Origin of the sequence: Aneurinibacillus sp. Ricciae_BoGa-3, from assembly GCF_028421645.1 — a bacterium.
Lineage (GTDB): Bacteria > Bacillota > Bacilli > Aneurinibacillales > Aneurinibacillaceae > Aneurinibacillus_B.
On sequence record NZ_CP116887.1, the window covers coordinates 403,932 to 422,697 of the forward strand.

The 18,766-nt window shown below is 41.7% G+C and carries 19 protein-coding genes; 9 read left to right on the plus strand and 10 right to left on the minus strand.

Annotated features, from left to right (window positions below):
* Positions 1 to 431: 431 nt before the first annotated feature.
* The 3 genes from PP175_RS02140 to PP175_RS02150 form a co-directional block, all read right to left on the minus strand.
* Complete coding sequence (locus PP175_RS02140) at positions 432 to 1,622, minus strand: oxalate decarboxylase family bicupin (protein ID WP_272441232.1); 1,191 nt, start codon at positions 1,620 to 1,622, stop codon at positions 432 to 434.
* Between the two features lie 461 nt (positions 1,623 to 2,083).
* Entirely contained in the window at positions 2,084 to 2,788 is a 705-nt protein-coding gene (locus tag PP175_RS02145) for a cytochrome c biogenesis CcdA family protein (protein WP_272441233.1), read from the minus strand.
* A 74-nt stretch (positions 2,789 to 2,862) separates the two neighbouring features.
* Positions 2,863 to 3,747 carry a cupredoxin domain-containing protein gene (locus PP175_RS02150; protein ID WP_272441234.1) on the minus strand — a complete coding sequence of 295 codons (885 nt, stop codon included), beginning with the start codon at positions 3,745 to 3,747 and terminating at the stop codon, positions 2,863 to 2,865.
* Between the two features lie 356 nt (positions 3,748 to 4,103).
* Here PP175_RS02150 and PP175_RS02155 point away from each other — a divergent pair, with 356 nt between their 5' ends.
* On the plus strand, positions 4,104 to 6,533 hold the full coding sequence (locus tag PP175_RS02155) for a heavy metal translocating P-type ATPase (protein ID WP_272441235.1): 2,430 nt from the start codon (positions 4,104 to 4,106) through the stop codon (positions 6,531 to 6,533).
* Positions 6,534 to 6,583: 50 nt separating this feature from the next.
* On the opposite strand, the gene PP175_RS02160 is transcribed toward PP175_RS02155, so the two are convergent.
* Complete coding sequence (locus tag PP175_RS02160; protein ID WP_272441236.1) at positions 6,584 to 6,724, minus strand: hypothetical protein; 141 nt, start codon at positions 6,722 to 6,724, stop codon at positions 6,584 to 6,586.
* 405 nt (positions 6,725 to 7,129) lie between these two features.
* On the opposite strand from PP175_RS02160, the gene PP175_RS02165 reads away from it, so the two are divergent.
* The 4 genes from PP175_RS02165 (at position 7,130) to copZ (ending at position 9,362) form a co-directional block, all read left to right on the plus strand.
* On the plus strand, positions 7,130 to 7,663 hold the full coding sequence (locus PP175_RS02165; protein ID WP_272441237.1) for a response regulator transcription factor: 534 nt from the start codon (positions 7,130 to 7,132) through the stop codon (positions 7,661 to 7,663).
* Positions 7,660 to 8,370 (plus strand): HAMP domain-containing protein, encoded by a 711-nt coding sequence (locus PP175_RS02170; protein ID WP_272441238.1) that lies wholly within the window; start codon positions 7,660 to 7,662, stop codon positions 8,368 to 8,370. Before PP175_RS02165 ends, PP175_RS02170 begins: the two co-directional genes overlap by 4 nt.
* Before the next feature lie 375 nt (positions 8,371 to 8,745).
* Positions 8,746 to 9,030, plus strand: coding sequence for a metal-sensitive transcriptional regulator (locus PP175_RS02175; RefSeq protein WP_272443155.1), 285 nt, complete (start codon positions 8,746 to 8,748; stop codon positions 9,028 to 9,030).
* Between the two features lie 125 nt (positions 9,031 to 9,155).
* On the plus strand, positions 9,156 to 9,362 hold the full coding sequence (gene copZ / locus PP175_RS02180) for a copper chaperone CopZ (protein WP_272441239.1): 207 nt from the start codon (positions 9,156 to 9,158) through the stop codon (positions 9,360 to 9,362).
* Positions 9,363 to 9,583: 221 nt separating this feature from the next.
* Here copZ and arsC read toward each other — a convergent pair whose 3' ends face one another.
* From arsC to PP175_RS02200, 4 genes are read right to left on the minus strand one after another with little or no spacing between them, the layout of a single operon-like run.
* Positions 9,584 to 10,009 carry an arsenate reductase (thioredoxin) gene (gene arsC, locus PP175_RS02185; protein ID WP_272441240.1) on the minus strand — a complete coding sequence of 142 codons (426 nt, stop codon included), beginning with the start codon at positions 10,007 to 10,009 and terminating at the stop codon, positions 9,584 to 9,586.
* A 25-nt stretch (positions 10,010 to 10,034) separates the two neighbouring features.
* Positions 10,035 to 10,511 (minus strand): ArsI/CadI family heavy metal resistance metalloenzyme, encoded by a 477-nt coding sequence (locus PP175_RS02190; protein ID WP_272441241.1) that lies wholly within the window; start codon positions 10,509 to 10,511, stop codon positions 10,035 to 10,037.
* Between the two features lie 19 nt (positions 10,512 to 10,530).
* Positions 10,531 to 11,826 (minus strand): arsenic transporter, encoded by a 1,296-nt coding sequence (locus PP175_RS02195; RefSeq protein ID WP_272441242.1) that lies wholly within the window; start codon positions 11,824 to 11,826, stop codon positions 10,531 to 10,533.
* 29 nt (positions 11,827 to 11,855) lie between these two features.
* Complete coding sequence (locus PP175_RS02200; RefSeq protein ID WP_272441243.1) at positions 11,856 to 12,197, minus strand: ArsR/SmtB family transcription factor; 342 nt, start codon at positions 12,195 to 12,197, stop codon at positions 11,856 to 11,858.
* Positions 12,198 to 12,418: 221 nt separating this feature from the next.
* Between PP175_RS02200 and PP175_RS02205 the strand changes: the two genes are divergently transcribed.
* Together PP175_RS02205 and PP175_RS02210 are read left to right on the plus strand one after the other, a co-directional pair.
* Positions 12,419 to 12,748, plus strand: a complete 330-nt coding sequence (locus PP175_RS02205; RefSeq protein WP_442870413.1) for an ArsR/SmtB family transcription factor — start codon at positions 12,419 to 12,421, stop codon at positions 12,746 to 12,748.
* A 70-nt stretch (positions 12,749 to 12,818) separates the two neighbouring features.
* Positions 12,819 to 13,013: a hypothetical protein gene (locus tag PP175_RS02210; RefSeq protein ID WP_272441245.1), complete on the plus strand. Its 195-nt coding sequence runs from the start codon at positions 12,819 to 12,821 to the stop codon at positions 13,011 to 13,013.
* 49 nt (positions 13,014 to 13,062) lie between these two features.
* On the opposite strand, the gene PP175_RS02215 is transcribed toward PP175_RS02210, so the two are convergent.
* Entirely contained in the window at positions 13,063 to 13,947 is an 885-nt protein-coding gene (locus PP175_RS02215) for a LysR family transcriptional regulator (protein ID WP_272441246.1), read from the minus strand.
* 170 nt (positions 13,948 to 14,117) lie between these two features.
* Here PP175_RS02215 and PP175_RS02220 point away from each other — a divergent pair, with 170 nt between their 5' ends.
* Together PP175_RS02220 and folD are read left to right on the plus strand one after the other, a co-directional pair.
* The gene (locus PP175_RS02220; RefSeq protein ID WP_272441247.1) at positions 14,118 to 15,530 is read left to right on the plus strand and encodes an MFS transporter; all 1,413 of its coding nucleotides are present in this window, start codon (positions 14,118 to 14,120) and stop codon (positions 15,528 to 15,530) included.
* Positions 15,531 to 15,800: 270 nt separating this feature from the next.
* A complete protein-coding gene (gene folD, locus PP175_RS02225) occupies positions 15,801 to 16,664 on the plus strand; it encodes a bifunctional methylenetetrahydrofolate dehydrogenase/methenyltetrahydrofolate cyclohydrolase FolD (protein ID WP_272441248.1) in 864 nt (287 codons plus the stop codon).
* A 249-nt stretch (positions 16,665 to 16,913) separates the two neighbouring features.
* On the opposite strand, the gene thiC is transcribed toward folD, so the two are convergent.
* Entirely contained in the window at positions 16,914 to 18,695 is a 1,782-nt protein-coding gene (thiC, locus tag PP175_RS02230) for a phosphomethylpyrimidine synthase ThiC (protein WP_272441249.1), read from the minus strand.
* Positions 18,696 to 18,766 lie beyond the last annotated feature (71 nt).

The following is an 18,766-nucleotide window of genomic DNA, read 5'->3' on the forward strand; positions in this document are numbered from 1 at the left end:
TTTTTTCTTCTTGAACTAAACTGCAACGTTTGTTTAATAACAACTACTTCAAAAAAATGTATGAATATTAGTATCTATACATTTTTTCTTTGAGAAATAATTCATAAAGATTACTAAATATACTGCCAGACATTCATCAATTAAATGCCAGAAACAATATATTAGCGACTTGACACAGAGCCTCTGCGGGAATGATTACCAAGCCAGAAAGCCAGTAGTCTCAAGGACTGGCTTCACCATACAAGTCTATCATGCCCTCCACTCCATCTGAAGTTGCCTCAGAGTAACCGATCTGCAAAACTATGTATTTTCATTTTAAAGAACGCTTTACAGCATTGACAGCCTTTTGTTTCGGATTTGGTCAAAGTATCTAGCAGATTCTGGACATCTTTTACCATCAACTTTTGGATATTATGAGGCGGCTAAAACACTTATCTATCCATTCTTGGGTAATAAGAGAATCCCGGATATTGTACTATATATTGTTTTTCCTTTCGCAATGCGTTCATTAATTCCGGTCCTACATTTAGGTTCTGTTGTACGAGTTGATGAGGAGTAAGAGCCATCCACTGATTCAGTGAAATATCTTCAAAGCGGTCACTCTTAAACATCTCCAAAGCCCACACACTTTGATTACCAGTGTTTTGGATGTAGTGACCAAAGGCACGTGGTACATATCCTACATCCCCAGCACGATAATCAAAAGTACGAGCAGTACCATTTGGTGCCATAACCGTCATGCGAGCCGTACCTGAGATATAATATTGCCATTCATCATTGTTTGGATGCCAATGCATTTCTCTCATTGAGCCTGGTTTGATTTCCAACAACGATGCGGCAATTTGAGTGGAAATAGGAAAGTTGGTTGAATCGACTATTCGCACAGTACTCCCGCCCGGAGTTACAATCGGCTCTTGTGCAAGTAGTCGATGTTTAAAGGTTTTTGGTACCGTGCCTTGAGGGTCTGCTACCTGCTGACTTTCGAGTGGACCAGGAATAGTTCCTTGGAAAATGTATAGCTGATGGTTTGGAATATGGGCAAAAGCACTTGTTGGAACCCCGAAATTCGCCGATAGTACGTCCTTTGGCGTGTGTGAGAACCAATCGGAGATAGATAAAGTATTGAGGTCAGAGAAATTACCGTCAGGAAAGACCAGTAAAAACTCACAACCTTCTTCCAACCCTTGAATAGAATGCGGAATTCCAGGAGGAAAGTACCATAGGTCTCCCACGCCTACGTCAGCAATGAAGTTTCTCCCGTTCTGGTCAACTGCTGTAATGCGTGCTCGCCCCACAAGCATGATAGCCCATTCCGCTTGTTGATGCCAATGTAACTCACGCACACCACCCGGAGTCAGAGCCATATTCACACCAGCAATGGTGGTCGCAATCGGAAGTTGTCTTACTGTAACTTCCCGTGACCAACCACCATGATTTAACTGCATATAGGCATCGGAGAAAGAAAACTTTAGGTTAGGAAGCGTTCCGGCATCCGTAGCAGGCGAAACCAACATATCGGGGTTCTCAAGGTCTCGCCAAATATCCCGTGGTCCGAAATCCCACCATCCGGCACCATCCCTTATCGGTTGTGGTATGTATACGTTCCTTGTTTGTTTTTCCAAAATAAACACCCCTGATTCTTTTCACTAAGTATTTTACACTGGTTCAGGTACCTAATTTTAAATTATGAATAGAATCAGGATTAGGAACTATGTCCTCTTATAACGGTATACTGCCTGTTAGTTTGATAAGAAAGTCAACGGTCAACTTTTACAGAGCAGTTAAACCTTAATGAACATTAAATACATTTGTACGTCCTATCGTTTCATGGGTTCTGTGAAGGTGGGTTTGCCCGATCGTCCACTACTGAATAGAGAGGAATAAAAATCTTTATCCATGTTTTTTTGTTACTGTTTTGCACCTAAAGACTGTTTTGTTTTATTGCAGGCTTTTTTAGACATATTTAATGGTTGTGACCATTCCACCTAATGGTTCTGTAAAATTATTCGCCATGTGATATGGAATGTGGCAAATGCTCATAAGCAAAATTGATAAAAAATAATATTTTTATTTTTTGGGATGATTAAAATCCAGAAAACCCTCCATAAAGCCGAATTAAAGTTCTCGTTATGGCACTCATTTGATTCGTGTAAAGCAAGACAGAAAGAAGGATCATCGTAACACCTCCGATTTTCATGATGAACCCGCTATAACGACTTATCCACCTCATTTTGCCAATAAAGAATGACATGATATAAAAAGGAATCGAGAACCCAAGCGTATAGGCGATCATGTACCATATACCTTGTGTAGGGTTTGCTACGCTTAGACCTAGAACTGCTGTGAGGATAGGGCCAACACAAGGTGTCCACCCTGCGGCAAACGTTATTCCGATTAAAGTCGAACCAACATAGCCTGTAGGTCGATTGGTAAAATGCATCTTATATTCTTTCATCATAAACTTCGGAGTAAAAATTCCTGCCATAACAAGACCCATTACGGCAATTAGGATCGCGCCTATTTGACGTATAAGGTCTTGATTTAGTTTAAAGAGTGCACCTAGAAAAGTTGTGGAAAAACCAAGAGCAAAGAATATTATGGAGAACCCAATGGTGAAAAAGAATGTATGAATCAGTGCTGTCGGACTTGCTAACCCTGTGTTTTTGATCTCACTTACCGAAACTCCAGTTATATATGAGAGAAACGTAGGATAAAGTGGCAAACAACAAGGAGAAACAAAGGATAAAAAACCGGCTCCAAAGGCAACCCATATACTCATATCTATCAACGAATACCAACTCCATGTTTATTTTAATCTGTAGGATATCGTACATAATTGAAGGTAATGTGAAGAACGATAAATTAGCCCTTTACGATAAGAGTGCCTGTCATGCCAGACTCTCTATGACCGGGGAGGGTACAGAACCACACATAGGTGCCATCAGAATTAGGAGTAAATATCACCTCGGATTGTTGCCCGGGATTGGCATGGATATGTAAAAAATTCCTCTCATTATGGCTGTGATGGACATGCCCAGAATGCTCATTTATTTGTAATTGTGAGAAGGAAATACTTTTGATTTCTAGATCATGTTCTTGTATCCCTTTATTAATTAATGTAATTTTTACAGGTTCACTTTTTGCTAATTTAATTACATTGGGAGAGTAAGCAAATTCCCTTGCTTCAATAACAATGGAAGGGGGAGGTGTAGGTTGGCCTAGCTTAAAAGAATTGTGAGGGAACATCAGGAAAAGAGTTATCAAAAGGAATATAGGATAGAAGGGATTTGCAACAACGCCTAGTTTAGTAGGTATTTCTCGCTTGAAAAGTTCGTGCACAATAAGATAAATAGCAAGTGAGATCGTACAAAATAATAGCACAAGAAAAATATAAAATAAAAATTCCCTTTGAGGGGGCGAAATCATATCGCCCAGCATAGCTCCCATCATACCGCTCATAAGACCGCCAAAGAAACCCTCTAATACGCAAACTAATCCTAGTGGAGTTCCGGAAAGTATGCCTAAAAACCCCCCAGCGAAAATGCCTAATAGGGAGTAAGTAAATAGATCAGTTGGATAATAAAGAAGAGGTAGATATCCCCCCACGAGTCCAGCGGCCATTCCTAAACACATGGATATTGTCATCCCCGTCATACCGGGTATGAATTTCCTATATCGATGCAATTGCCACAGGCAGAAACAATAAAATACAAGAGCCAATAAAGCATTGAACAAAACGGCTTTCATGTTCTCAACCTCTTTCTGTCTGTTTGATCTTTTATGGTTTTTAATTACAAGTATTGAATAAAGCAGGGGAATGTCCCATTAAACCATGTTCTATCTTACATAAAATCCTCAACAAAAATTCTTCATTTTTTCTCCTTATTTTCTTCTTGATTTATAAGCCTGTCTCTTCACACTTTCTTCAAATTCATTGTTAATAATAAAAATAGCTCGAAAAAGGGAAAATCATCATAGGTTTGGATGTGACAACTCTTGACATATACATAAGGGGGGTATAGTATAAAAATATGGAATGAAAGAAGTATCCTTATGTAATTCTTAAAGAATTCATGAATTTAATATAGAAAGAGGTGGAAATCATGCAAACCACTGATAAAGAAATAAAACAAACTTCCCTTCAAATTACCGGAATGACCTGTGCGGCATGTGCAAATCGCATAGAAAAGGGCCTAAACAAGATAGAAGGTGTAAAAGAAGCAAATGTTAACTTTGCGATGGAAAAAGCTTCGATCACATATGACCCTCAGCAAGTAAATGTACCTGAAATGGAACAACGCATTGAGAAGCTGGGTTATGGCGTTGCCAAGGATGAAGTGAATCTGCAACTAGTAGGCATGACGTGTGCCGCTTGTGCTAATCGTATAGAAAAAGGGTTGAATAAAATGCCCGGTGTTTCGAATGCCAGCGTGAATTTTGCTTTGGAAACAGCGCATGTGGAGTTCCTCCCGGGTTCCGTTTCGGTTTCAGAAATGGTGAAAAAGGTAGAGAAACTTGGGTACAAAGCGTTACCGAAGAAAGATCAGGTTAGTGCGGGGGAACAGCGCCAGCAAGAAATTAAACGTCAAAAACGAAAATTGCTAATGTCAGCGATTCTTTCCATCCCTTTACTGTGGGCAATGGTTGGCCACTTTTCCTTCACGTCTTTCATTTGGGTACCGACATGGTTTATGAACCCGTGGGTTCAACTGGCGTTGGCAACTCCCGTCCAGTTTATCATTGGAAGGCAGTTTTACGTCAGCGCCTATAAAGCGCTTCGTAATAAGAGCGCAAATATGGATGTGCTGGTTGCTTTAGGAACTTCTGCCGCTTACTTTTATAGTCTGTATTTAACCATAAAGTGGACGGGAAGCGTAAATGCTCATCATTTACCTGAAATGTATTATGAAACGAGTTCTATTTTAATTACGCTAATCATTCTAGGCAAATTGTTTGAGGCTCTTGCTAAAGGGAGAACTTCGGAAGCGATTAAGACGCTAATGGGATTGCAGGCCAAAACAGCGCTAGTTCTCCGAAATGGCGAGGAGGTAAGCATTCCTATTGAGGAAGTCGTGGTGGGGGATGTAATCCTTGTTAAACCCGGGGAGAAGGTACCTGTAGATGGAGAAGTAATCGAGGGTGTTTCTTCCGTGGATGAGTCGATGCTGACAGGTGAGAGCCTTCCTGTTGAGAAAAGAACGGGGGACAATGCTATAGGCGCGACCATCAATAAAAATGGTGTTCTTAAAATAAAAGCCTTGAAGGTGGGCAAAGAAACAGCCCTTGCCCAAATCATTAAGGTTGTAGAGGAAGCGCAGGGTTCCAAAGCGCCAATTCAACGGATTGCCGATGTTATTTCAGGTATTTTTGTTCCTATCGTTGTGGGAATTGCGCTCATTGCTTTTTTGATTTGGTATTTCTGGGCGGCTCCCGGAAATTTTGCGGGCGCTTTAGAGAAAGCGATTGCCATTCTGGTCATTGCCTGCCCCTGTGCGCTCGGTCTGGCAACACCGACTTCTATTATGGCTGGGTCGGGCCGTGCCGCTGAATACGGCATTCTGTTTAAGGGTGGTGAGCATCTGGAGTCCACGCATCATATAGATGCCATCGTTTTAGATAAAACCGGAACAGTCACCAAAGGAAAACCGGAATTAACGGATGTACTCGTATCCGGCATTGCCGAACGTTTATTTTTACGGTGGGTCGGTGCCGCTGAGAAGAATTCAGAGCATCCACTGGCTCAAGCGATTGTCACAGGTATCGTTGCTAAAGGAATCAAAATCCCAGCAGTGGATGAATTTGAGGCAATCCCGGGTTACGGGATACGGGCCGTTGTTGAGGGGAAGGAAATCCTAGCCGGTACGCGGAAGATGATGATGAAATATGATGTATCGTTAAACGAGGAACTAAGTTTAATGGAACAGCTTGAGCACGCAGGAAAGACAGCGATGTTAATCGCCATTGATGGTAAATATGCTGGCATTGTTGCTGTTGCCGATACCATTAAAGAAACGTCAAAAGAAGCTGTAGCACGATTAAAACAAATGGGCATTCAAGTTATTATGATCACGGGTGATAATGAGCGAACCGCGCAGGCGATTGCTCAACAGGTGGGCATCGATGAGGTTCTGGCAGAAGTTCTGCCTGAGGGAAAGGCAGAAGAAGTGAAAAAACTGCAAGCTCACGGAAAAAAGGTTGCCATGGTCGGGGATGGAATCAACGATGCCCCCGCTCTTGCTACTGCTGACATTGGAATGGCGATTGGAACAGGCACCGATGTAGCCATGGAGGCGGCAGATGTAACGCTCATGCGAGGTGATTTAAACAGCATCCCGGATGCCATCTACATCAGCCGCAGGACAATGGGGAACATCAAACAGAACCTGTTCTGGGCTCTGGCTTATAATTCCCTGGGGATTCCGGTTGCCGCAGTAGGCTTACTGGCCCCGTGGGTCGCTGGAGCAGCAATGGCACTGAGTTCGGTCTCCGTTGTTCTCAACGCGCTGCGGCTCCAAAAGGTTAACATACGTTAAATCGTTGCACTTCAAGTTATTCTGAGAAACAATATTCTAAATCAATGTGATCAATAGGAGCCAGCTAGACAAGGCTGGCTCCTATTGATTTTAGTCAAGTAAATAACGCCAAGTAGGAGTGCCCATTGAAAGAGCATCCAAGCAATCATTCCTACCCCACCCATGCCGAAATTCTGCAAGCAATTTAACATGATTCATCCCTCCCTATTTAAAGTGTAAGAAATACAAATGAAGAAAGTGTGATGAAAAGGCACCTTCACATTTCCTTCGCTTTTTTGGATATAACAAATAGTAGGGATAAACAAGCTTTATTATTGCATTTCTATTTAAAGGAGGCCTTCTAATCATGTTTATGGGGTTCCAAGGAGCTGGCATGTTCGTTTGAATGTTTTTCCAGTGGGGTTTTCTGCTGCTTGGTGTGTATTTGATTATAAAGTGGATTCAAGGTCCATCCAATAAAAGATATACACAGGATAATGAAGTTAATAGTATCCGGGAGAGATTCGCCAAGGGCGAAATTAGTGTGGTAGAGTATGAGCTCATTTTGAAAAAGTTAAATGAAAGGCGGTGTTATGATGGAAGGTAAGGGGATAATATTGATTGTTGATAACGAGAAACCGATGCAACAGCTCCTTTCCATTTGTCTGCGTCAGGCTGGATACCGTACAGATCGGGCATCTTCGGGGGAAGAAGCTATCGAGAAGATCGAGAGGGATACCTACATATTAATATTACTTGATGTTATGATGCCTGTCATGGATCTGGCGAGAGTGCAAGCAGTAGTCAGGAGAACTACGAGCAAAAATAATCAACAAGCAAAGAACGATGAACTCCTGCTGACGCATCAAGGGATCACATTGCATAGTTATCAACGTGAAGCTTTTTTTGACAACCAGCTGTTATCTTTGACACCTAAAGAATACGAGATTCTTTATATATTGTTGAAATCCCCGCGGCGTATTTTTAGTCGTGAAGATTTATTGGCTTTGATATGGGGGGAACAAAATATTGAAGATGAGCGAACGGTGGATACGCATGTGAAAAATCTCCGGGAAAAATTACGGGCCAAAGGGGCTCCTGCCCACAACATTATTAAAACAGTATGGGGAGTAGGGTATAAATTACAGTGAATACAACCGCCATTTTAGAACGTTTCCGGGAGCGTGTTGCATTAAAGCTTGGATTATTGCTGCTTTCTGTTTTTATGATTATTATTTTTTCGGTCGGCAACATTTTATATTCTCTTTTTCTAAATTTCTATCTTTCTCATGTAACAGAAGAGCTTGTACAGCGCGGGCACAGTCATGCATCTGTTTTGAGTGACCACTTCTTCCCTGTAACCGTTGAACATGTAATCCGGATGGAAAAAGGGTCGAAATTTACGGTGGTCCTTCTGAATAAACTGGGGAGGATAATAGACAGTTCTGCTCCTATTTCCCCCCTACAAAGAAGCTACTTAAAGGTGGCTGCCGGTAAAGAAGAAGGACAAGAGGACACAATAGAAAAGAATTGGGATACCAAACTTTTTCTTGTTTCCCGCTCTCCCATTTTACAGAACGGCACAACGATTGGCGAAGTCGTAATGTTCTCCTCAACAGCACCCATTCGCCAAGCTGTACGAGTATTGCAGGGAATGTTAATGTTAACAGGAATTGTGACAGTTCTTGTTATGGGTGGTCTTTTATTTGTCATTTCCCGTATGATTGTTAGGCCCCTAATTGACATGAAACAATCCACCAGTGAAATCGCGGAGGGGCGGTATACAACCCGGGTCCCGGTGACAGGAAATGATGAGATCGCCCAATTGGGTCATTCCATAAATGATAGGTTTACCTGAAATTATAATCTTGGATCTTTAATGATTAATCGGAACTATTTTAATGGACTTGTATCGGCAACTTTTTTCTTGTTGCTCCTGATCTAAGAGAGAGCGGAAATCATTAATCATAATTAAGGAACATCTTTTTGTTATTTGCATACGGTACAGGGGTATGCTATAATTGGAGTGCTAGTAAATAATAATAAAACATGGGTACACTAAAATCAGTAAACTAGTACGTTTTATCTACATTGTGCCCTAAGTTGTCTTCCCTTTGTAAGGCAGGCATTCGCCACGAGCCAATTAAAATGATTATGTAGGGCAACAAAAACATTGGAGAGATAAACAATGGAACATTCCAACGAAAACATTAGCCAAGATGAAGCAATTCAGATGAGCGAAAGAAAAAGCCATCATCCAAATAAAATGAAAACAAATTTAGTCAGCCGCTTAAATCGAATTGAAGGACAGATTCGGGGCGTAAAGGGAATGATTGAGAAAGATGTATATTGTGATGACATTTTAAATCAAATTGCCGCTGTACAATCTGCTCTTAATTCCGTTGGAAAACTTCTCTTGGAGGGCCACATGAAAAGTTGTGTCATTGAAAGGATCCAAGAGGGTGACCAAGAAGTCATCGATGAACTATTAAAGACCATGAACAAACTAATGAAATAAACAGATTAACCTCTTGTGACAAGCTTGTTAAGGAGGTGGTTATTTAATAAGCATACCTGATTTCTTATTTACATTTAGGCAATTAGGCAATATATATAATATCCATTAAGGAAGGATGATTTTACATGGAAAATATCACATTGAATGTTAAAGGTATGACATGTGGTCATTGCGAAAAAGCTGTGCGAACAGCACTAGAAGAGTTAAATGGTATAAGCAAAGTCTCCGTTCATCTCAAAGAGGGTAAAGTAGACGTTGCGTTTGACAATGCAAAAGTATCAACTGGCCAAATGAAAGAAGCAATTGAGGAACAGGGGTATAATGTTGTATAAAGGATGACAATCCAACCTGAAAAAAGCAGTATCCGCAGCTTATGAACGTTTGATCGTTAACTAGCATAAGCAGAGGATACTGCTTTTTTATTTTTTAAAATCAGTAAACCACCTATAAAATTCAAAGTTTCCAATAAATAAAAGCTAAGTGCTGTTTGGGTACCAAGCTCTCAACAAACGCTTTCGCATTGTCTGCGATTTTCGTTTATAGTTTCTCCTCTTTATTTACCTTCTTCTGCAAAACGCTTAATTCTAGCCTCTATATCATCACGCACACGTTGGAATACAGCCCATTTTTCTTCTTCTGTACCGGTAGCTTTGGCTGGGTCGTCAAAACCCCAGTGATCGCGTGTTACATGAGGAGGCGTCATCGGACACTTATCATTCGCATCACCACAAAGCGTCACAATATAGTCAGCTTTATTTAATAGTTCTGGGTCAATGATATCGGACGTTTGCTTGGAAATATCGATTCCTTTTTCTAACATCGCCTTCATCGCATTGGGATTCAAACCATGTGCTTCAATCCCTGCACTGTACACATCATATTTGTCACATAAATACTTCTTACCAAATCCCTCTGCCATTTGGCTCCGGCAGGAATTTCCCGTGCAAAGAAAATAGATGTTTTTTTTGTTTTCAGCCATGATGATATCTCCTTAATGTTTCCGTTTATTTTTTGAAGTTGCCAAGGTTTCCAAACTGAATTACGACAGGTTCAGGGGCACAGCAAACGCCTGCAACAAGGGGTTCATCTGCTGATTCAAATTCTGAATCCTCTTTTGTATAGAATACTTCCCACGCGTTGCCCTCTGGGTCATCAACCCAAATTTTATCCTGAACGGCATAGCAGCAAGTTGTATTCATTTCATCAAGTGTAGCAATTCCTGCTTCTTTAAAACGCTTTCTCATGGCGATGACAGCTTCTGTATCCGCTACTTGGAATCCCATATGATTTAATGCTCCTTTGTTATCATAAGGACGTACATTCATGGAGAAATGAAGGGGAGGATTGTTCAGTTCAAATTTTGCATAATTGTCTCTGACTTTCGTTGGTTCTTCACCAAAAAAAGCACGATAAAATTTAAGATTTTCCTCCAGGCTTTTTACATTAATTGCGACATGCATGCGAAATGTTGGATTTAACATGGATAATCATCCTTTCCTTTTATGAAATGATTCGTAGCCAGATATAAAGACCAGCTAGTGTAATAAACAAGGTTGGTATGGTAAGCAGAATACCTGTTTTGAAGTATCTGCCCCACGTAATGTTGACACCTTTTTGTGAAAGGACGTGGAGCCAAAGCAAGGTCGCAAGAGAGCCAATTGGCGTTATTTTTGGTCCCAGGTCACACCCAATGATGTTTGCGTATTGCAGGGCTTCGCGAACGACCCCTTGTGTATGGGTGCCATGGATTGCCAAAGCATCAATCATAACCGTGGGCATGTTATTCATAATGGAAGATAGAATAGCCGCGATAAAACCGGTTCCAATGGTGGCGGTAAATAATCCTTTGTCAGAAACCGACTGAATAAGCTGACCTAATAAATCCGTTAATCCTGCGTTTTTGAGTCCATACACAACCACATACATACCGATGGAGAAAACAACTACTGCCCAAGGGGCACCTTTTACAAGCTTCCATGTTTTAATCTCAGGGCTTTTGCTTGCCAGCATGAGATAAATGAAAGCAATTACGACAGCGACTACGGAAACAGGTATGTGGAAGAATTGCGTGATCAAATAGCCAATCAACAAAACACCAAGAATAAACCAGGATAGACGAAAAAGAGTTTTGTCTTTAATGGCATCCGCCGGATTTTTTAACTGGGAAACATTATAATTGTCTGGAATGTCTTTTCGATAATAAAGAAACAGAACAAGTAAGCTCGCGAATAACGAGAACAAAGTGGTAATAATCATCCTGCTTGCATACTGTAAAAATCCGATGTGAAAGTAATCGGCTGATACGATATTCACCAGGTTGCTTACAACAAGGGGCAGCGATGTCGTATCGGCAATAAATCCACTCGCCATTATAAACGGCAGGATCATTTTGTCCTTAAACTTCAATGCACGTACCATTGCCAGTACGATAGGCGTTAAAATTAAAGCGGCTCCGTCGTTTGCAAAAAACGCAGCAACAGCTGCCCCAAGGAATACAACGTAAACAAACATTCTCTTTCCGTTGCCTTTGGCTAAACGAGCCATATGTAAAGCAGCCCATTCAAAGAAACCAATTTCATCAAGAATAAGGGAAATTAAAATGATAGCTACAAACGAAAATGTGGCGTCCCACACAATGCCGGTCACGGTCATAACATCATGAAACGATACTACTCCGAAAAGCAGAGCAAGGATAGCTCCTCCAAGGGCAGACCAACCGATGTTTAAACCTCTCGGCTGCCAAATAACAAAAATTAAGGTCATAACAAAAATCACAATTGAAATCCAAGTTTGCATGTTGCTGTCTCTCCACTTCCATAAATTTTTTACTCGCAGTCAGTCTCACAGCAAGCATTCGCTTGAGTCGATTGATACTGGGCGAGCCTTTCCTTCTGGGAAGGGACATAGTCAAGAATCTGCATAATATACGGATGCGATTCAGTATCCAAGCGATAATACACCCATGTGCCAGTTTTGCGTTCCTTCAGAAGCCCTGCGTTAAGCATCTTACGCAAATGCTGACTAATCCCTGGCTGTGAACTTCCAACCAAGTCCACTAATTCACAAACGCACAGTTCTTTCTCTTTTAAGTAGGACAAGATTGTCAGTCGAGTTTTATCAGCAGCCAGCTTCAGAAGTTCTGACATTTCTTCAACCGTACGCTTCATATATTCACCACCTTTTATATAAATGCATGATTATATTACGCTTAACTTATATAGAAATCAACAACAATTTTTTTTTATTAGATGTTGCATAATCGGTTATCTTAACATATACTACCATTAAATCAAATAAATTTGATGCATGCATTGGGGGAACGGCTATTGATTGCCAACTGTGGGAGTAAATTAAGCCGCTGCTTATAAAGAAATGAGGGATGAAACACATGAAGATACCATTACCATTGCTAAGTGATTCCCTTGAAAGCACTTTTGAACAATACGAAGCCAAGTTTAAGGCTATGGCAGACAAAAAACGTCTTCATATCCTGTATGAATTATGCCAACGAGGAAAAACCTGTGTATGCGATCTTACCGGCGTTTTAGATATGCAACAATCTAAGCTGTCATATCACCTAAAAATTTTGCTTGATGCGAATCTCATTGAGAAAGAGACGATAGGGACGTGGAGTTATTATCAATTAAACGAAAAAGAAATGGGCCATCTTCTTTCTAATGAACTTTGTTGTGTTTTTTTACCTAACAAGGGTAACTAAATTTTTTTTGCTTCATTAATCAATTATTTTTGATTAAATAATTTTTCCATAGAGTGAGGAGTGAATAAACATGTCATTGAATCATTATTATTTGGAAAGCATGGCAAGGCATAAACAATTAGAAATAGAAAAACAGGCACGTGAATCTTGGAAATTTATCGATATAAAAGACAATAAAGAGATCCAGTCCATCGAGAAGCTCTTAAAAACTACGGAAAAATCAGTAATAGTTGCAGCTCCATCTTCCTGTTGTTGTGAATGTTAATCATCCGAAACTTATGTATCAAGCGAAAGAAAACGATTATCCCGTGTCTCTATATAGAAAACATTTCTACAAATCGGCGTGCCGGTGTAGATAGGAATCGATTGCGCAACCAGACCACAGCAGCCGTGGATTCCAATGAGGGTTCAATGATTTCTCGAAACTGCAGAGTAGTGGTAGAACGAAGATTCATCGCCGACTTTGGTACAATCGTGATGCCAGTGCCAGACTCGGCCAAAGCCAAAAGTGTCATAATGTCATCGCTTTCGCAGAGAATGTGGGGTTGAAAACCGGCGAATTCACAAGCTTTCATAAACTGTTCATAAATGAACATTCCATGTTGTCGACGTAATAGCATCATTGGAAAATTAGCAAGGTCGGAGAGTCGAATGGGGGTATCATCGCCTCCGTGTTTACCAGTGGTATTCATAGCAACAACCAATGGCTCAATGGGTAACAGTACCATTTCGTACATTTTTGTGCTTTCAATGGGCAGTCGTACCAGCCCTACTTCAATGACCCTGCTTTCTAATAGTTGCATGATACGATGCGTGTCACCCTCCCATAACTGAAAGTAGACAGAGGGATAGCTGTCATAAAAAGAGCGGATTCGTTGTGGCAAGAGTGTGACACCGGTTGATGGTACGGTCCCAATAGACAATGTCCCACGAACCCCAGCATGGTGTTCTTCCATTTCAGAAACGGTTCTCTGCATCAAACCAACCATTTGCTCTGCACGACGTTGCAAAGTACGGCCGGCTTCGGTTAGCTTTACTGTACGCCCCATTCTTTCTACCAGCTGTACACCGAGTTCTTGTTCCAGTAGCTTTAACTGGTGACTAAGCGGAGGTTGTGCCATGTGCAACCGTTTTGCCGCCCGTGTGATTTGACCTTCCTCTGCAATGACCAAAAAGTATTTAAGTTGTCTCAAATCCATCTAGCAGCCTGACCTCCTCGTTATGCCTAACTATATATAATTTGTATATATGGTAGATATTATAGATATTTCACATATGGTTTGTCTATTGCTACAATCAGTGGTGGAAAGAATTAAAGGCACAACACCTACGAAGATCAAAGGGTGCCTAATAGGAACGAGGCTTTTGGATGGAAACTTCAACAGATCTTTATGCTCGGCGTTGGTATGTTCTTTGGACGGTTGGTATTGGGACTTTTTTGTCGTCTCTGAATACGAGCATTACCAATACAGTCTTGCCTGTGATCCAGCGGGCAATACATCTAACATTAAGCCAATCTGAATGGATCGTACTGATTTATCTCCTGGTCTTGACGTTGTTCCTGCTGCCTGTTGGAAGGCTGTCTGATGTGTGGGGACATCGACGGATTTTTCTATTTGGTTTTGCTCTTTTCACTTGTGCAGCTCTGCTATGTGGGTTTTCAAGAAATTATGTATCTCTTTTATGGGGCAGGGCATTGCTCGCACTTGCGGGTTCAATGATCTTGTCTGTCGGCCCCGCACTGATTTCGACCACGTTTCCGGCAGAACAACGAGGGCGGGTTCTTGGTATTCAAGCGATAATGACCTATATTGGCCTATCGCTGGGGCCTGTCCTTGGAGGTTGGTTCACTCAATTATGGGGCTGGCCAATTATCTTTTTCATCACGGTTCCCTTTGGCCTGGCAGGACTCGTGCTTGGAATGTGGGCTGTCCCAGGGATTGTTTCGGAACAGCAGAAACATCTGGACCTGAAGGGGTTTTTCTTGTTCATCATTGGTATGACGACAGGCACCTTACTCTTGAATTCAAATGCGATCACACAACACCGCTCATTATTAATCACGATTTTGTTGGTTTGCTTCGGAATCTCAACCTGGGGCTTTGTACACATTGAGCGTAAACAACCAGATCCAATGCTTGATTTACGGCTATTCCAGATACGTAACTTTGGTTTTGGAACATTGGGTGCGGCATTGAATTACTTGTGCTTCTTTCTCACAATGTTCCTTCTCCCATTCTATTTTGATCATGTTCTACAGCTTTCAGCTTTAGCGACTGGAACGTACTTGAGTATCACACCATTGATCATGACGGTTTGTGCTCCCATTGCCGGTACATTATCAGACCGTATAGGGCCACGTATTTTAACTACAGCAGGGATGCTTTTCAGTACATTAGGTCTAGTTTTGTTCGGAATCATGGCTAAGCTCTCATCTGTTGCCGTATCCCACTGGATACTTATCATCGGACTCTTTCTAGCTGGTCTCGGAACAGGTACATTTGCGGCTCCAAATAATTCTGCAATTTTAGGAGCAGCCCCACGCCCTAAACAAGGTGTGGCCTCCGGAACTTTGGCCACATTTCGATACATCGGTATGATGGCTGGGATAACTGTAGGCGGATCGTTATTCGATTTGTTGCTTTCCTACTTCACGTATAAAGGATCAGGTATTACAGGATCATTTCTCGAAGCTTTTTCATTCGTGATGTGGATCGGCACCTTATTTGGAGTCGTAGGAATTATGTGTACCCTTGCGATGACAAAAGTAAATCACCGATAACGTGGCTTTGTTTAGCTGGGATGGAAAGACGAATTTTATTAAACTGCCGATGCTTATTCGGCAGTTTTTTTGTGCGCAACTTAGCACGGAGCAAACCTCTCTCGGAAAAAAATTTCAGGTTTTCGCAATGGGGGATAGGATTAGAAACGAGAGGGAATCAACTAATATAACTGATCCAAAATCATGTCCGAGAACATTAGTTTTTTCACCGCTCGGCCTGTGTGGCATGTATTTATTACTTACGCTGTGTTCATCAAAGGAGTGTTAAATATGGGCGCAATAATCATGAGTGGACGCGAAGTAGCTGCTGAGATCAAGGGTGAACTAAAGCAAAAGGTTGCCAAGTTTAATCGCGAATTTTCCCAACCTGTATTAACCGTTATATTAGTGGGCAATGATCCTGCGTCCGAAACCTATGTAAAAGCAAAAGGGAAAGCTGCCGCCGAAGTAGGGATCCGTTCATTCCTGATTCGGTTTCCGGAGGATGTGTCACAGGCGGAATTAATACACAAGATCGAACAGCTTAATAAAGATCCGGAAGTTAATGGACTTCTTGTACAACTCCCTCTGCCTCGACATATAGACGTTCAATCAGTGATTGACGCGATAGATCCCCGAAAGGATGTTGATGGATTTCATCCTTTAAACGTTGGAAGGATGCAGGTTGGAAAAAAAGCATTTATCCCCTGCACGCCATTTGGAATCTTAAGTCTGTTAAAACGGTATAAAATTGAAATACAAGGGAAACATGCCGTGATCGTTGGTCACAGTCATATCGTTGGCAGACCAATGGCAGCATTGCTTTTAAATGAAAACGCCACTGTATCGGTTTGCCATGTCTATACGAAGAATTTAAAAGAAATAACAACAATGGCTGACATTCTCATTGTCGCGGTCGGGAAAAAACACTTGATCACCTCTGATATGGTCAAGCCAGGAAGTGTAGTTATTGATGTTGGAATTAATCGGGAGGAAAATCGGCTTTTTGGCGATTGTGATTTTGAATCGATTAAGCATATTGCATCCTATATTACACCTGTACCTGGAGGAGTAGGGCCTATGACCATCTCCATGCTGCTTTATAATACATTTGATGCCGTACAAAGTCAGATGAAAGAACTTACCAGGGTGTGAGAAGCCGGGGGTTTAACGCCCCCGACTACTCTGTTTTTGAAGCAATCCTTAATAATATAGGCTTTCACTATGTTGACATAGAGGACAAGTTTTACTAAGAGGGCTATTTTGATATTCATGATCGCAGCCCAATTGAATAGATGACAACTCTTGTTCAAGTTGTTGAATCATGTGCTTTAATCTTTTAATTTCCTCTTTTATTTGAAGGGGTCTATTCATTTGAAATCCTCCTCCAGCGAAATTTTACGATTATTTATAGATTTCGCTTCCTCCAGCCTTAAATTCTAAAGCCTTTTCTTTAAACCCTTCTTCGACTGCAGAATCAAGAGCAATACCTTTGTCTTTAGCGTATTCCCGAATATCCTGCGTGATCTTCATGCTGCAAAATTTTGGGCCGCACATCGAACAGAAATGGGAAGTCTTAGCCCCTTCTGCCGGCAGCGTTTCATCATGGTATTCTAATGCCCTTTCCGGGTCAAGAGACAGGTTAAATTGATCGCGCCAGCGGAACTCAAAACGAGCTTTTGATAAGGCATCATCCCGCGTTTGTGCACCGGGATGCCCTTTGGCCAGATCTGCTGCATGGGCGGCAATTTTATATGTGATTACACCTTCTCGTACATCGTTTTTGTTTGGTAATCCGAGATGCTCTTTTGGTGTAACGTAACATAGCATGGCTGTCCCAAACCAGCCAATCATTGCGGCACCGATTGCTGAAGTAATGTGATCATACCCGGGAGCAATATCCGTAGTAAGGGGCCCTAGTGTATAGAATGGGGCTTCCTGGCACACTTGAAGCTGACGATCCATATTTTCTTTGATTTTATGCATCGGAACATGCCCAGGGCCTTCAATCATCACCTGCACATCATGCTTCCATGCGATATTCGTTAACTCGCCAAGCGTTTCTAATTCTGCAAATTGCGCTTCATCATTGGCATCAGCAATCGAGCCAGGTCGCAGGCCATCCCCAAGTGAAAAGGCAACATCATAGGTTTTCATGATTTCACAAATTTCTTCAAAGTGTGTATACAAGAAATTCTCTTGATGGTGGGCTAAACACCAGGCAGCCATTATGGAACCCCCACGCGAAACAATCCCTGTCACACGTTTTGCTGTTAATGGAACGTAACGTAGAAGAACACCTGCATGTATAGTAAAATAGTCTACACCCTGCTCGGCTTGTTCGATTAATGTATCCCGGTAGACTTCCCATGTTAGGTCCTCTGCAACCCCATTCACCTTTTCCAGCGCCTGATAGATGGGTACAGTCCCGACTGGCACGGGTGCATTCCGGATAATCCACTCGCGTGTTGTATGGATATTCTTACCGGTAGATAGATCCATAATGGTATCTGCACCCCAGCGCGTTGCCCAGGTCATTTTCTCTACTTCTTCTTCAATGCTGGAACTCACTGCCGAGTTTCCGATGTTTGCATTAATTTTTACATGAAAGTTGCGCCCGATAATCATCGGTTCGCTTTCTGGATGATTTATATTTGATGGAATGATGGCGCGGCCTTTGGCCACTTCTTCACGTACAAACTCTGGAGACATTTGTTCGCGAATAGCGATGAATTCCATCTCAGGGGTGATAATTCCTTGACGTGCATAATGTAGTTGCGTTACATTGTGGCCTTGTTTACCCCGTAAAGGCTGGTTATTGGTTTTTGGAAATAATGCATCGTTATTTTGTGAATCAAGAGATCGCAGACCATTATCTTCCGGTTTTATCTTGCGTCCTTCATATTCTTCTACATCTCCCCGTTCCAAAATCCAATTTCTTCGTATGGGGGCGAGACCTTCTCGAATGTTAACTTGAGAACAAGGATCCGTATAAGGACCGCTTGTATCATAGACGCGGACGGGTGAATTCTCAGTTTCTCCATATGTGCTAGAAGAGGGAGTTAATTTAATTTCACGCATTGGCACTTGCATATCTGGGCGAGAGCCTTGTACATAGACTTTTTGACTTCCAGGGAAACTCGATACAGTGAGGGCTTTTTGTTCGGTATCAGTTGTCTTTGGCATGGGATTCCTCCTAGATTAGAAAAGGTAAATAGTGTGATGATCTAAATGAACCTTTTGAGGAGGCGGAGGGT